Genomic DNA, 14,295 nt, shown 5'->3' with positions numbered 1-14,295 from the left:
ATGGACAGATTCTAATGATCTGGTTTCTTAAAGAAAAAGTGCAAATCAAAGTACTCGTAGCTCTTCCTCTTATGTAAGTTTACATTTTTGAAATAAATGTTAAATTAAGGCAATGCACTCTAGCTGTCCATGCAATAAGCTAGGATAAACACCAATATAGTTCTAAATAACAACAATGGTAAGGATTTTAGAATGAAAATTTCATATATATGGGTTGATAAATATAAAGGATTTACGGATTTCGCCATAAATTTAGCAAGCGACAAGAGGTTTTCATACAATCAAGACTCATGTTCATTAAATATGATGGATAATGAAGATTATATTGCTAATTTATTCTCTACTAAAATAACAGATGTCACAGCCATTGTTGGAAAAAATGGTGTTGGGAAAACAAATTGCTTAGAGTTGATATGTACTATCCTAGAAGGAACCATGCGTCAGTACAACACAAGTTTTTTGGCTATTGTAGAAGATGATGAGAAAAAATACACTATTTATCACAATTTAGAACAAGGTATTGAAGCTAACTTTGAGTATAAATATGAGTCAGATAAAAATAAAATAAAAGGAATCAGGGGGGTGTTCTTCTCAAATATTCATGATAACAGGAGGTATAATTTTGGTCGAGAGATTACATATGCTACTTCAAATAATAACTATGGCTATCGTAATTATAGTTCAAGCGGAGACAAGGTTAACTTATTATCTTCACAAATCGATTTAATTACAAAACATCGCACCATTCTAAAAAATGAAATTAAAATATCGATACCTACATCTCTTGGGATAGACTTATACGTTTTTTCCGAGAAACTGGATTTTGAAGACGGTCAAAACTTCACAAGCCTGGTAAGAAAAAGGATTAAAGATATTGTTAACCCTAAAAATAAATTCATCTACTCTTTAAAGTATATGTTTTTAGTTAAACTAATAAACAATATATCAAATGATTTCGAAAAAAAATATCTAGAACAAATTAATTTCGAATCAATGGACAATGAATCAACGGATTTATATCTTCAAAAAATTGGCGAGCAAGTATCTGGTTGTATTGCTGAAATTATAGATGGTTATAAAATAGATAATAAAAAGCATGAAAAATACTCTGATTTACAGGCAGGTTTTAGTGATTTTTCTAAAATTGAAAATAATCTAAATACGATCAATCCAATTATTAATAATACGGTTAGTGGTTTCAGTTCTTACACTCGCTATACGATAGAAGTAAGTGAGAAAAATTTAGAGGTAATTAAAGATATAAATTATCTCTTCGGGAAAAGAGGGGATTTTCGGGCCGATTGGGAAGGTGTTAGTTCAGGTTCAAAAGCTTATTTAACATTATTTACTGTACTTAGAGAAAGATTGAAAAATGTAAGAACTGATACTTTAATATGTATTGATGAAGGGGATTTATATCTACATCCTTCATGGCAGATTGACTTCTTAAATAATTTAAATAAAATGCTCCCTAACTTTTCTAATTATAATATTCAGTTAGTGCTTACATCACATTCTCCTTTTTTATTGACAGATTTGCCACATAGTAATGTGATAATTTTGGAAGAGGAAAGTGTTCTGCTCTCTGAAAATAAGGATGTCAGAACTTTTGGCTCTAATATTTATGATTTATACTCAACCATATTTTTTCTTGACAACCAAAGATATGGCACGTTTGCAACTAACCATATAAAAAACATAATACGAAAAATTTCTAGCCGATCCTATAGTAACTTAGAAAAAGAAGAGATCAATAAATTCATAAATATGATTGGTGATAAGTTTCTTCATAACCAATTAAAGGCTATGCTTTATGAAAATGAAAGCACCTCAAGAATAAATGAGGGGATTGAGAATGATTAAGTTTATAAATAGTATTTCATCTGCTAACCCTAAAATATATTTGAATGGCAAAATATCAGAGTTTTGGGATGTATTAAATCCGCGAAAAAATAATGGTGAGTTATTTAAAAAATCTTTATGCGGCAGACTTTCCAAGCTATTGACGGAATATAAAAACGGGCAGCACTTAAATACTTCCGCATCAGGTTCCAAACAAACTCAAAAACGCCACATAAAATACCTTCAAAGATTAGAATTCAATAATTACAAGAAATTAAAAGAATTAATAACCTCAGAGCCGCAGTATTTCCCTATTAGAATCCGTGAGGCTTTTAATATTTTAGAAGCTGAAGATATTTCTCAATGTGTAAATGGAGTTTGGCAACCGACTAAACTTGGAGAGCTTTTGTTAAGACGAGTATTTTTCTATGACACATTTAGAAGTAGTTCTAAATGTGTTGAGTTTTATAAAAACACTCACATTAAAAGAATGCATTGCTTTTACTGCGGAATTTATGATCTGAAAGTTATATCAAATATAAAACCAACCATAAATAATAACTATAGAGACGGAAATAATAAAATTCTTTTCGACTTGGACCATTTTTATTTAAAAAGCAAGTATCCTTTTCTATCTCTGTCTTTTTATAACCTCATACCGTGCTGTGGTATATGTAATAGCCGAATTCGCTCTACAAAAGAATTTGACATAACCACACATATTAACCCTTATGCTGATTCATTTGATTCTCATTACAAGTTTAATTTTAGTAAGGAGGATATCCTAATGGCAACACTTATGGGGAACTCTGAAATCACTAATTTAAATCTAGTCATCAACGAGCAATCAGCAAGAGTTAATGACACAACAGCAATTGATTTGCAACTTGAGAATCGATATCAAGAATATAAAGGCGAGCTGAGTGTTTTTTTGAATGAGATATTCAACTATAGAGATAAAAGTTTACAAGAAATAGAAGATCAAATTTACGCACGTGGAAGGCAAAAAATACCGAAAAACAGCAATGAAATACCTTATTATCAAAAAGGTAAGTTCTATCTTGATTTTTGGGAGCAAGTAAAACCGAATCTAAAAAACCGTTTATAACAGAACGGTCTGTAATTAATTAGCCATTTAAAATGTTATGATTAATTTGTGTTGAAATCACACACACCTATACCAGCACGGTTCGGATTAAACATTTCTTCAACTGTGCTGCTTAGACAACTCCAAAAGAAGTACAACTTCCGCTCTTCGCTCATAGCAGCCACTGGCCGTTACCGTAGACGGCTTTGTGCCATAAGAGGGGACATCTCGGACATTACGACACGTTAGGCCAGATATCAACAAGTGAATGGTTCGTTTTACAGGGATACTTACATTACCACCTATGACAGCCGCGAGCTGTGGGGTTGCGTCGAAGGGTTAAGTGCGGTGGATTTCAGTAAGAAGAAGATGAATCAGTTTAAGGCATTTCCCGGTGTGCTTAACGATACCGGTGATTTGTGAGTAATCAAACGTGAGCGTTATGACTGTCTGAAACGGAACTGTGGTTGATTCTGAAAGTAAAACTCCCGGCTCGATGACCGAGAGTTTTTACAGTGACAAGAGGTGGATTGCTATTCTGATAGTTCGATATCATCAGGATAAACTGTTAAAACATCTAATGTATCTCCCTCTCTATCAACGAACTCGACTTCATAGCCTATTATGGGTTCTTGGTATACCAAAACGATTGCACCTAGACATCCTTGTGGAACTGTGGTAGATAAGTTTTTTTTTGCTTTTACTACATCATATTCTTTAAACATAAAGTAAATACCAGTATTTATTTCTTCGCTGGGATAGCAGTTACAAGTCTAACTACTCCGTCATTATTCTTAATCCAACCAAATTTTACGTTAATTGTTCTACCATTCGTACCAGTTATTGGTATTACCTGATCGTATTTAGTACCAAACTGAGTTTCTGTTGTTTTAACGGCTTTAGCAGGATCAAAAATTATTTGTTTTGAAAGCTCGCTCGAGTTTGTTTTGTTAAAACCAAGAGCACTATCGAACCACTCAGCCTTACTTCCTCCGACAGGATGTTGTTTATCCAACAAATAGTTAGCTAATTTCTGCTCGACACTAGATTGTGTTTCTACTGTATTTTTAATTGAATTTATAGCTGTACCATTTCCGGAGTTTTTCACTGCATTAGCTGCCACAGCCTCAGCTTTAGCAGCTGCCGCTTCTGATGCCGTTTTACCAATCCCTATCGCACCACCGGCTCCAACGCCACCTGGAACCAGCGCTTCTGCCGTGGCTATACCAGCATCATTTAGACAAACTATAGGAGCTAATTTACAACCAGCAAGCGCAGTCCTTGCCAATACAGCCACTTCCGCAGTTGCTGCAACTATGGTTACTTCACCCGCAGCAACTATCAAGTTACCTTTCGCTACTCCTTCTGCGATATTCGCTTTACAGGTTGTGTCACAATCCGGCGTCTTCCCTAACCAAAAACCAAGATCTGAACCAGCAGTCAGTGCGTTATTCTCCACCGTCGTCTTCCCGGCCTGCGCAGCGGTCACTGTATCTGCCGTGCTTCCGCCGGTCAACCCACCCGCCAGTCCCGCCGCCAGCGTTGCCAGCGTCGAGACGGTCTGCTTCTGCGTTTCGTCCAGCTCGCTGACCGGTTTACCGTACATCTGCGTGGCGATGATGCCGACGATTTCCGCCGTGGCTGCGCCAGCGGCACCGGCGAGGGCGCTCTGGTTCTGCGCGGCGGCAAGGGCGGCGTTGACCACCGCATGCACGGCGACCTTGCCCGCATCGTCCAGATTGCTGTAGTGGCCGATAACCTCCGCCACATACGGCGCCGCACCGCCTGCCAGCGCCGCCTTCAGGTCGCTGCCCGCCAGTCCCTGTACGGCGGCGGTTGCCGCCTGAATCGCCTGCTGAACGCTGCTGCCGGTGCCCCATTGTTGCTGCGCCGCCTTATAGCCGTCGGTGGCGGCCAGCTGAGCATTATATCGTTCCCAGGCCTCCTTGCTGGCGCCTTTCTCCGGCTCGGTGATCCCTTTCTTCGCCAGCTCTGCCTTGCCAGCGTTGATGGCGCTAATCTGTCCCTCGGTGCGCGCAATATCCGCCACCTGGTTGCCAATCTCGCCGATCAGCTGGGTCTGCTGCAGGCGCTGCTGCTCCTTCTCCTTATCGAATATCGGCGACAGGGTCTGGTTGGCGTGCTCCACGTCACGGCTGAGGTTCGCCACGTCCTGCTGTTGCCTGTCCTTATCCCGTACGATGATGTCACCCTCACTGATTGCCGCGTGGGTGGTGCTGCTGTCATGTCCTTCGTTGTTCCCGCCGGTCAGCAGGCCGTTGGCCATGTTCCCCGCAAACTGGCTGCCGATACTGCCGCCGCTGCTGAAGCCGACGCTCTGGTGCTCAGTTTTAAAATCGGCCCGGTTGTCGATATCGCCCCAGCCCAGCGTGCCGGTGTCGAGGCGGTTTTTATCTGCAGTCGCCGTCGAGCCAATCACCGCACCATTCAGCTGGGTATGTTCACCCACGGTGATGTCATACCCGCCTTTGCCGGCAAAGATGCCCGTCTGCTCCACCACCGAGTCGTAGTTGCTGTGCATCTTGTCCTTGCTGAGGTTGACGCTGGCGGAGCCGGACATCGAGCCAAAGGTGAAGCTGCCCCCGGCGCTGGCGTTCTGCTGTTTCGAGTCGTAGCGGTCGCTGTCCTGTTCGGAGGTGAGGGTGAGGTTGCGACCCACGTCCATCACGACTTTATCCCCGCTGACCTGGGCGCCGGTGAGGGTGGTGTCGCGCCCGCTGTTGAGGATGAGATTGTTGCCGGCATCGACAGTGGTTTCGCTGTGGGTGGTACCGTTGCCGCTTTCGCTGCCTTTGCCCTTGTTGGCGCTGGCGGAGACGCTGATCCCCCAGCCGCCGGAACCGACCCCAATCCCGACGCCGACCGTGCCGCCGTGGCTGTCGTTTTTGCCTTCCAGCAGTTGGGTGTTCTGCGCCGATTGTAAGGTGATATCGCGGCTGGCCGACAGCGCCACGTCGTTACCGGCCTTCAGCTGGCTGCCGACCGCGTTCAGGTCGCCTTCGCGGGCGGTGATACTGAGGTCGCGTCCCGCCGTCAGGCTACTGCCCAGGGCGGTGGTCTGCTCGCTGCGCTGGGTTGATTTCGACGACTGGCTGCCGTAAGAGAGGCTGACGCCAACGGTATTGTTGTTGGCCGGATCGTTGCCCTGCGCCGCATCCAGACGCGCGGCCTGGCTGGCCTGCACGCCGGAGAGCGCTGCTTTCACGCCCTGCAGGGCCTGCAACCGGCTGCTGCCGGCGGACCTGGCGTCCTGGGTGGCCTGCACCACGCTGTTGAGGGCGCTGCCGGCCGTGCCGGAGAGGGCGAGGGTCAGGCCGGAGGTTTTCTGCTCCACCTCGTGGGTCTGCCGGCTCTGGTTTTCGGCGGCGGTGATGGCGACGTTTTTGCCGCTGAGGGCCATGTCCCGGCCGGCGATCAGATCCGAGCCGGTGACCGTCAGGTTGTCGCCTGCGCGCACGGTCAGGTCGCCGTTGACGCTGCCGACGGTGCTGCCCGCCTGAGTGGCGTCCGCGCCGGTGTCGGTGGTTTTCACGCTCTGGGTGCCGTAGCTGAAGCCGATCCCGCCGGAGCTCATCAGCCCCGATTTTTTCTCCTGCTTCAGGTGCAGTTCGCTGCTGTACTCATTCTGAGTCCCGATCAGCAGATCGTTGCCCGCCAGCAGGGCCACGTCGCCGCTGCCGGCCACGCTGCTGCCGCGCAGGGTGAGATCGTGCCCGGCGGTGAGGCTGACGCTGTCGCCGTTGAGCTCGCTGCCCTGGGCCGTCATCCGCGACACGCTGTCCTCGGTGCGGGTGGTGGTTTTGGACAGCCAGCCGCTGCTGCCGGTGACCTTGTGGCGTTCGTCCAGCGTCTGGCTGTTTTCGCCCGCCGCGAGGGTGAGGTCATTGCCTGCGCCGAGGTTCAGCGCCGCGCCGGAGGAGAGGAGGGCGCCGCGGGCGCTGAGGTCGTGCCCGGCGCTCAGCGTGACGCTGCCTTTGCCGGTCACCTCGCTGCCGGTGCTGCGGCTCTGGCTCTGGCTGAGGGCGTTGTCGGCATCCCACACCAGATTATCCTGCCAGGCGGTGGTGACGTCGTTGAGCCGGATATCGCGCCCGGCGACCAGTTGCACCTCGCCGCGTTCACCGCTGGCGACCACCTGGGCGCCGCTGAGAGTGATATCGCGCCCGGAGTGCAGGGTCAGCCTGCCGTCGTCGCCCTGGACATAGATGCCGGAGACGCTGTCGATAGTGGTGCGGCTGAAGCGGTTCTCGCCGCTGACGCTCTGGGCGTCGGCGAGGGTGGTGGTGGCGTTGATGTCCCGCCCGGCCACCGCCTGCAGGCTGCTGCCGCCCTGGATGATGCCGCCGATGTTATTGATGTCGTTGCGGGCGTTCAGGCGCACATCGTCGCCGCTCAGGGTGCCCGTCTGGTTGGTGATAGTGTCGGCGTCAAGCTGCAGGACGCGGCGTCCGTTGAGGGTGCCGCTGTTGAAGAGGTCGCCGTCGAGTTTAATGTTGACGTTATTCCCGGCGATCAGCGCGCCGGAGCCGTCGAGGTCGCCGGGTTTGACTTTGGCGTAGACCTGAGGCACCAGCACGGTCTGCTGTGAGCCGTCCGGCATCTTCACCGTGGTGTTCACCAGCCAGACGATGTCGCCGGTCAGCAGCGCCATCTGCTCGGGGGTCAGCGCCACGCCGCTCTTCAGGGCATACTGTTTGCCGAAGGTAATCCCCTGATCCATCAACGCCTTAAACTGCTGTTCGTCGCTGGTGTAGCCGTCAAGGTAGCGCTGGCCGGTCAGGGCTACCACCTGCTCGCGGATCAGCCGCTGCTCATAGTAGCCGTCGCCCAGCCGTTTCAGCGTCGTGTCGCCGTCACCGGCTAACGCGTGCTGCATGTAGTCGCTACCGAGCCACTGCTTCTGGTTGGTGAAGCGCGGATCGGTCTCCACCAGATACGGTACGTCGCTGGCGGGATTGACCGTAAACAGGCTGTTATCCGGCAGGGTGGTATTCGGGCCGACGATGCGAATCGCCCCTTCCGCGGGCGTCACCTCAAACTGCTGGCCCGCCGGCGGCGTGACCGGCTCGCCAGGCGAGACGGTGTGCTGCCCGGCGACGGCGCCCGCGACGCCGATAGCCGCCGCCGTGCCCTGCGGGGTCAGCGGGTCAATGGTGAGCGGCGTGCCCTCGATGCTACCGCCGCTGATCAGCTGCCCCGGCTTCAGGGAGATGCTCTGAATTTCGCTCGGCGGCGTATAGGCGGTACGGTCGCGGCCCTGCTCATCGCCCCCTTTGTGGCGAATGCGGTAGTAATGGGTGGCGCTACCGACGTCGGTGGTCCGCCGTTCGCCCGCCACATCGTCGTTTTTCACCTCCTGCAGACCGGCTATCGCCAGGGTGCCGCCGGCGATGACCTGACTTTTATCGTTCAACAGGCGGTCGCCGGTGAGGGTCATATTGCCGCCGGCGAGGATCTTCGCCGGGTCGGATTCGAGGATCCGCGTCTCTTCCACCGTGCGGGTATAATCGAACTGGTTGAAGTTATCGTTGTTACTCCCGGTGTCGTCCGGGGTGTTCAGATTGCGCAGACCGTCGGCGGAGTTGCGGTCGACAAACACGCCATCGTCCGTGGCGTTCCAGCGGTTGGGGGAGCCGGTGTGCTGATATTCGGTCACCTGCTCCTGAGAAACGGTCACCACCCCGGTGGTGAAGCGATCGTTGATGTTGTTGATCTGCCCGGCGGCGAGGGTCATATCACCCGCGGACTCAATCGTCGCGCTGTGGTTGTTGATGGTTCCCGCCTGGCCGTTGGCCGCGCCGTTATCCGCCAGCGCGCCGCCAATCAGCAGATCGCCGCCGCTGTAGATCAGCCCGTGATCGCGGTTGTTCAGCGTCTGCACGCCAAGGTCGACGCGCTCGCGCCCGGCGAGGGTCGCCGCCGTGCCGTTTTCCGCCAGGTTATTGAAGGTGAGGGCATTGACGCCAATCGCGTTGCCGTAGATGCGCCCGCTGCCGCTGTTGGTGAGGGTCCCGGCGTTAATCCGCGTATAGCCGCCGTCAATCAGCCCGGCGTTGAACAGCGTGTCGCTGACGTTAAGGGTGTTTTGCCCGGCGTTAATTTCGCCGTTTACCCCGTTGCTCAGGTTGCGGCTGGTGATGTCGAGGCTGCTGCCCGCCAGCAGCTTACCGCCGTTGACGATATCCCCTGTAGAGGTGAGGGTGAAGCGGCCGTTGGCGACCATCGTGCCGCGGTTATTCAGCGACTGCCGGCTGCTCAGCGCCATGTTGCCGAGCGACAGTAGCTGGCCGCTGCCGTCCAGACTGTCCGCGTCGATGCGCAGCCACTCGCCGGCTTTCACCGTGCCATCCTGGTTAAACAGTGCCAGTTTATCGCCGCCGATATCCACCGTCCCGGATGCCGCCAGCCCACCGTTGCGGTTGTTGAGTTCACCGCTGTTGCGCACCGTCAGCGACCGATCGGCCAGAATGATTCCGTCCTGGTTATCGAGGGCGCCGGTGGTGAGCCCGATGGTTTGCGCCTCCAGTCCCAGATTGTCGCCGGAGGTATTCTGGTTGATAAGCCTGGCGGCCGCGAGCGTTAACGTCGCGCCGCTGCGTATCAGCCCGGCAACGTTGTCCACGATGCCATGGACGCTGTCGATCAGCAGATCGCCGACGCTCTGAATCTCTCCGCCGCCGTTTTGCAACTGTTGGCTGCGCAGGGTGGCGTTTGCGCTGCTGATAATGCTGCCGCTGCGGTTGCTGATGTCGTCGGCGGTTAGCGTCAGGCTATCGCCGCTCTGGATCAGGCCGCTGTTATCGTTGATCAGCTGCCCGCCGTTAAAGGTCAGCGCCCGCTGCGCCGCCAGTTGGCCGCCCTGGTTGTCCAGTCGGTCGGCGTGGAGCAGGGCGTCTGCGCTGCTGAACAGGGTACCCTGGCGGTTGTCGAGGGTAGTGACGCCGATATTGAGCGCACCGCCCGCGCCGACGACCCCGCGTGCGTTGTCCAGCGTGCCGCCGTTCAGCGTCATCGCACTCAGCGCTTTCAGGCTGCCCTCCTGGTTGAGGAAGGCGCTGAAGCTGGCGTCCAGCGTCTGCTCCGTGGCGAACTGGCCCGCGCGGTTATCAACATCGCCCCCTTTAAAGGTGAGCGTGCCGCTGCTGGCGAGATAACCATGCTGGTTGTTGAGCGCGCCGCTGTAAATAGCCAGCCCGCTGTGCGAGTACAGCGAGCCGGACTGGTTGTTGAAGGCGCCGTCGGCGAGCGCCAGCGTGGCCCCGTCGGCGACGATAACCCCCTGCTGGTTATTCAGCCCGGCGGCGCTGATTTCCTGCGTTTTGGCCGCTTCGATACGGCCCTTATTGTTGCTGACCGCCTGCGCGCTGCGGATGTCGCCGCGGCCGGTGGCGGCGGAGATCAGCCCCTCGTTATTGTTGAGGATCCCGGCGTCGATCCGGGTATCGCCTGCCGCGGCGAGGGTGCCTTTGCGGTTATCCAGCGTCGTCCGGGCGTGCGCCGTCAGGCTGCCGTTTTGCGCCGCCAGCACTTTCCCGCCCTGGTTATTAACAGACTGTGCGGCGAGCTGAATATCGCCATTGGCGGCAATCTCCCCCTCGCGGTTATCGATGTCACCCGGCAGTTTGACCACCAGGGCGCCGCTGCCGGTCTGCACCAGTTTGCCTTTGTGGTTCGAAAGATGCTGAGCGGAGAGGGTGATCGCGTCGGCGCTGAGCGTGCCGCCGTCGTTGTTAAGCGTTTGACCGCTGCGCAGAGTCAACTCCCGGGCGTTGACCTCGGCGTTTTGGCTGAGGAGGTTACCCGCGCCGCTGTCCAGCTCGACCCGCTGGCCCTGGGTCTGGCTGCCGCTGACGTCCACCCCCTGGCCGCTGGCGCGCAGGCTCCCGCCCGCCAGCGTCTGGCCGTGGGCGCTCAGCTGGCCGTCGGCATGCAGCCGCAGGTCGCCGCTCTCCGCCAGCTTACCGTCATTTTGTACCCCGGCGGCCAGCACGCTGCTGTGGCTGCTGGTGAGGCTTGCCGCCTGAATGTCAACATGTCGGCCGGCGGTCAGCGCGCCGCTGTTGCTGAACTCGCCGGCGGTGCGAACGGTGGCGTCTTCGCTGGCGCGCAGCGTGCCGCTGTTTTCAATGCGGCCGTCGGCGGTCAGGGTCACGCTCCCGGCCTGGGCGCCAAGCGCGCCGGCGTTACGCACCCCGACGCCGCTCTCGGTGCCGACCATGCGGATTTTTCCCGCGTACATACCGCCGAGGCTGGCGACATCCACCGCCAGCTGCGGACGGGTTGCCGGGTCATCGCCGGTTTTTTCGATGCGTTCGTGGGCGGCATCCACCCGGTTGCGCCCGGTGGTGACCTTCAGATCCTTGGCCCACAGCCCGGCGTTAACCTTCACCGAGCGGGCGATAATATCGGTGTAATCAGCGGCCGAGCTGTCCATCCCGGCGCCCTCGATGGTCACCTCGCCGCGTTCGACCTGATAGCCGGTGAGACTGCCGTTATTGAGCTGCGCCTGGCCGGTGGTCAGCGTGGCGCGATTGGCATTGATGAAGCCGCAGCCGTTACAGGTAATGCCGGATGGGTTGGCGATGACGACCTGGGCTTTTTTCCCTGCCACTTCAATCATCCCGTTCAGCCGGCTGGGGTCGCGCGAGTTGACCTCGTTAAGAATGACCTTCGCTTCGCCTTTCGCCAGCCAGGGATTTCCCGCCACCATGCCGCCCAGCTGGCTCTGCACGTTTTTATGCGAGTTATTGAGGATCGCCCCCTGCTGGTTAACATCGAACTGGCTGTAGGTATTGCGTGACACCCCGGCGGCCGACGGGGTCTGAATATTGACCTGCGGCGTACCGTTGGCGCTCTGCATCACCGTCGGCTGCTGGTTTTTCGGCGCCCCGGCGTCGGCGACGATGTTGGCCTGCGCCGGGTGAATCACGCCCATCGCCAGCCACAGGCTGAAGCTAATGGCGCTGATTTTGCCGTGCAGCTGGCGCGGAAGCCGTCCCGGAGCAGAAGCGCGCGCGGAGCCCGCGCGGCCGGAACGGGCGATATCCGCCACCACCATCAGCATGCCGCGCGCTTTGTTGAAGACAATACGATAGAGGTTCTTATTCATGGTTTAGTCCTTTAAACGCTTCCGGCAGATCGACGGCGAGCGGATGCGCCTGCTGCCAGGCTCTGGCTTGTACGCGGCTGACGCGGCGGCCATGGAACATCACCACCCGCTTGCCGCGTTGTTCGCCGCGGTGATACAGCGCCCGCGCGCAGTGGTCGGCAAAAATGTCCTGCCGCATCAGGGCGTTCATAGCGGCGGTATGGCCGAATGGCGCGATCCAGTCGCAAAACCACATCCGGTCGCCGCTGTTCCAGTCGGCCTCTGCCATTTCAATCGCCGGGCGGGTGAGGTAGCGGGCTTCGGACTCCGGGTTGAGCCACGCCCAGCTAAGAAAAAAGACCGGCCGTTCGTTTTCCATAATCAGCACATACTGACGACGCTTGATAATCGGCAACAGCAGCGTGGGGAGGGCGTGCAGCGGGGCGTCCCGGTGCATCGGCGAATGCATCCATAGCCACACGCTGGCCCCCAGCACTTCGGCTTCGTTGTCCTCGCCGCCGAATATCAGCGGCGCTTTGATCTCGTATTGTCCTACGCGCATCACCAGCTCCAGTTCAGGTTGAAGCCAAGAGTCACGGCGCTGGTGTGGAACCCATCCGGCTTGGAGAATGGCGTTCCGGCAAACAGGTCATACCCGGTGCGGAAGGCGTTGCCGCGCACGCCGACAACGCCGCCCGCCAGGTGTTGGCCGATCAGGTAATCAGAGCTGTAGCCGCCGACTTCACCGTAGTCCGCGCCGAGGTAGAGTTCCTGGTTCTCCAGCGGCGTGCGCCAGGCCAGATCGTTGCGGACGTACCAGCCGTGGCTGGCATTGAGGGTGCGTTCGCCGTCGAATCCGCGTACCGTCCAGCGGTTGCCAATGGCGAACTGATCCTGCGGGGTTAGCGGGGTGTTGCTGATCTGGCGCAGGTACTGCACGTTGTAGCGGAAATTTTGGCTACCGAGGGTGAAAGGCAGGTCGAGTTGGGCGTTGAGCTGAGTGATTTTGCTCAGCGCGGTGGCATCGCCGACGTACTCTTCCGGCGCCGGCTGCGCGCCAAACCAGCGGGTGCCGCGCTGGTAGCTGGCGCCGAGGTCGAGAGTGGCCTGGCCGATATAATGACGATGCTGTAGCCCCACGCGCCAGGCCGCCGTCTGGCGACGCTGTACGCCCACTTCGGTGTCGTCAATGTAGTTGCGGCTCTCGCGCGCCAGTACGTCATAGGTGAAGGTCGTCTTCTGCGTTCCGCTGCGGTGCAGGACCCGGCTGAGCTGCACGTCGAGATTTTTACTTTTGCCGCTGTAGCGATAATCGCCGTTCAGACCTGCGACCGTCTGGTGATAGTCGTAGTCGCTGCCGGTGATCCCCAGCATCCAGTAGCCGTACGGTACCGAGTAGTGGGCGATGTAGTTGCGGCTTTTCTTGCCGCCGTTGTCGTCGAGATCGTGGCTGGCGGAGAAATAGAGTAAATCGCTGAGCGAGAAGGGGTTATCCAGAGACAGCGTCACACCGCCCTGATAGCGGCCGGTGGTTTCCGTGCCCGAGTCGTCCAGCGACAGCCCCAGGCGCCACATCTTCTCCTGCTTGCGGGTAATGACGATATCGCTCTCGCCGGGATTGTCGCCGGGGACAATTTCCATACTGGCCTCAACGCCAGGCAGGCGCTGGAGGTTTTCCAGCCCCTGTTCGATATCGCGCAGGTCGAGCAAATTGCCCTCGTGCGCCGGAAAGGCGCTATACAGCTGGATATAGCGGTCGCTCTGTTCCGTCAGGCGTACGTGGCGCACGTAACCCGGCACAATCGTCAGCTTCAGCGTGCCGCTTTTTAAATCCTGCGAGGGGGCCAGCACGCGGGTGGTGATCCAGCCATGATCGACCAGCCGGTTTTGCAGGGTGCTCATCAGCAGGTTAATCCCTTTGCCCCCCAGACAATGCCCCTGTGCCTGGTCGGCGATGCGCTGCAGCGGCAGCCAGCGGGGGAGCGCCTGCTGGCCGCTCAACGCCACGCGCTGGATGGGAAAGCAGGGGGATTCCGTCGGGAAAGGGATACGTCCGAAGCTGGAAGAGGGCTCAGAAAGGCGCACGTCCGGCGTCGGCGGCGTCAGCTGCTGTTCCAGCGCCTTCTGACGCTGCTGCTGAATAATAAACTGATCGTCAGGGCTCGCGGCGTGGGCCGGGAGCAGAAAAAACAGGCCTGACGCTGAGGCGATCGCTTTGCAAATGGTAGCTTTGCGGCTCATTGGCATCCTTGCAATG

Annotated in this window: 7 protein-coding genes; 3 read left to right on the top strand and 4 right to left on the bottom strand. The window is 55.2% G+C overall.

Going from position 1 to position 14,295, the window contains the following annotated elements:
- The first annotated feature begins 192 nt into the window (after window positions 1-192).
- The 3 genes from AC007G_RS12565 (at window position 193) to AC007G_RS12555 (ending at window position 3,352) form a co-directional block, all read left to right on the top strand.
- Window positions 193-1,863, top strand: coding sequence for an AAA family ATPase (locus tag AC007G_RS12565; protein WP_142630982.1), 1,671 nt, complete (start codon window positions 193-195; stop codon window positions 1,861-1,863).
- Window positions 1,856-2,950 (top strand): hypothetical protein, encoded by a 1,095-nt coding sequence (locus AC007G_RS12560; protein ID WP_142630983.1) that lies wholly within the window; start codon window positions 1,856-1,858, stop codon window positions 2,948-2,950. Before AC007G_RS12565 ends, AC007G_RS12560 begins: the two co-directional genes overlap by 8 nt.
- A gap of 243 nt (window positions 2,951-3,193) precedes the next feature.
- Complete coding sequence (locus AC007G_RS12555) at window positions 3,194-3,352, top strand: hypothetical protein (protein WP_167394775.1); 159 nt, start codon at window positions 3,194-3,196, stop codon at window positions 3,350-3,352.
- A gap of 110 nt (window positions 3,353-3,462) precedes the next feature.
- Here the strand turns inward: AC007G_RS12555 and AC007G_RS12550 are convergent, their stop codons facing one another.
- Genes AC007G_RS12550 through AC007G_RS12535 form a run of 4 tightly spaced genes read right to left on the bottom strand, consistent with a single transcriptional unit; the run spans window position 3,463 to window position 14,279 of the window.
- A complete protein-coding gene (locus AC007G_RS12550; RefSeq protein WP_072000066.1) occupies window positions 3,463-3,654 on the bottom strand; it encodes a DUF4926 domain-containing protein in 192 nt (63 codons plus the stop codon).
- Window positions 3,655-3,671: 17 nt separating this feature from the next.
- The gene (locus AC007G_RS12545; RefSeq protein ID WP_180888538.1) at window positions 3,672-12,059 is read right to left on the bottom strand and encodes a hemagglutinin repeat-containing protein; all 8,388 of its coding nucleotides are present in this window, start codon (window positions 12,057-12,059) and stop codon (window positions 3,672-3,674) included.
- Window positions 12,052-12,600 (bottom strand): toxin-activating lysine-acyltransferase, encoded by a 549-nt coding sequence (locus tag AC007G_RS12540; RefSeq protein WP_032700060.1) that lies wholly within the window; start codon window positions 12,598-12,600, stop codon window positions 12,052-12,054. Before AC007G_RS12540 ends, AC007G_RS12545 begins: the two co-directional genes overlap by 8 nt.
- Window positions 12,600-14,279 carry a ShlB/FhaC/HecB family hemolysin secretion/activation protein gene (locus tag AC007G_RS12535; RefSeq protein WP_180888537.1) on the bottom strand — a complete coding sequence of 560 codons (1,680 nt, stop codon included), beginning with the start codon at window positions 14,277-14,279 and terminating at the stop codon, window positions 12,600-12,602. Before AC007G_RS12535 ends, AC007G_RS12540 begins: the two co-directional genes overlap by 1 nt.
- Between the last annotated feature and the right edge of the window lie 16 nt (window positions 14,280-14,295).

The sequence above is a fragment of the Klebsiella sp. CSG-1 genome (assembly GCF_056521145.1).
Note: the sequence above shows the minus strand (reverse complement) of the source record. Positions and strands in the feature narration are given on the sequence as shown.

Coding starts and splice junctions, on each gene's coding strand:
- AC007G_RS12545 (WP_180888538.1), bottom strand. CDS start 12,059: ATGAATAAGAACCTCTATCGTATTGTCTTCAACAAAGCGCGCGGCATG.
- AC007G_RS12560 (WP_142630983.1), top strand. CDS start 1,856: ATGATTAAGTTTATAAATAGTATTTCATCTGCTAACCCTAAAATATAT.
- AC007G_RS12550 (WP_072000066.1), bottom strand. CDS start 3,654: ATGTTTAAAGAATATGATGTAGTAAAAGCAAAAAAAAACTTATCTACC.
- AC007G_RS12540 (WP_032700060.1), bottom strand. CDS start 12,600: ATGCGCGTAGGACAATACGAGATCAAAGCGCCGCTGATATTCGGCGGC.
- AC007G_RS12535 (WP_180888537.1), bottom strand. CDS start 14,279: ATGAGCCGCAAAGCTACCATTTGCAAAGCGATCGCCTCAGCGTCAGGC.
- AC007G_RS12565 (WP_142630982.1), top strand. CDS start 193: ATGAAAATTTCATATATATGGGTTGATAAATATAAAGGATTTACGGAT.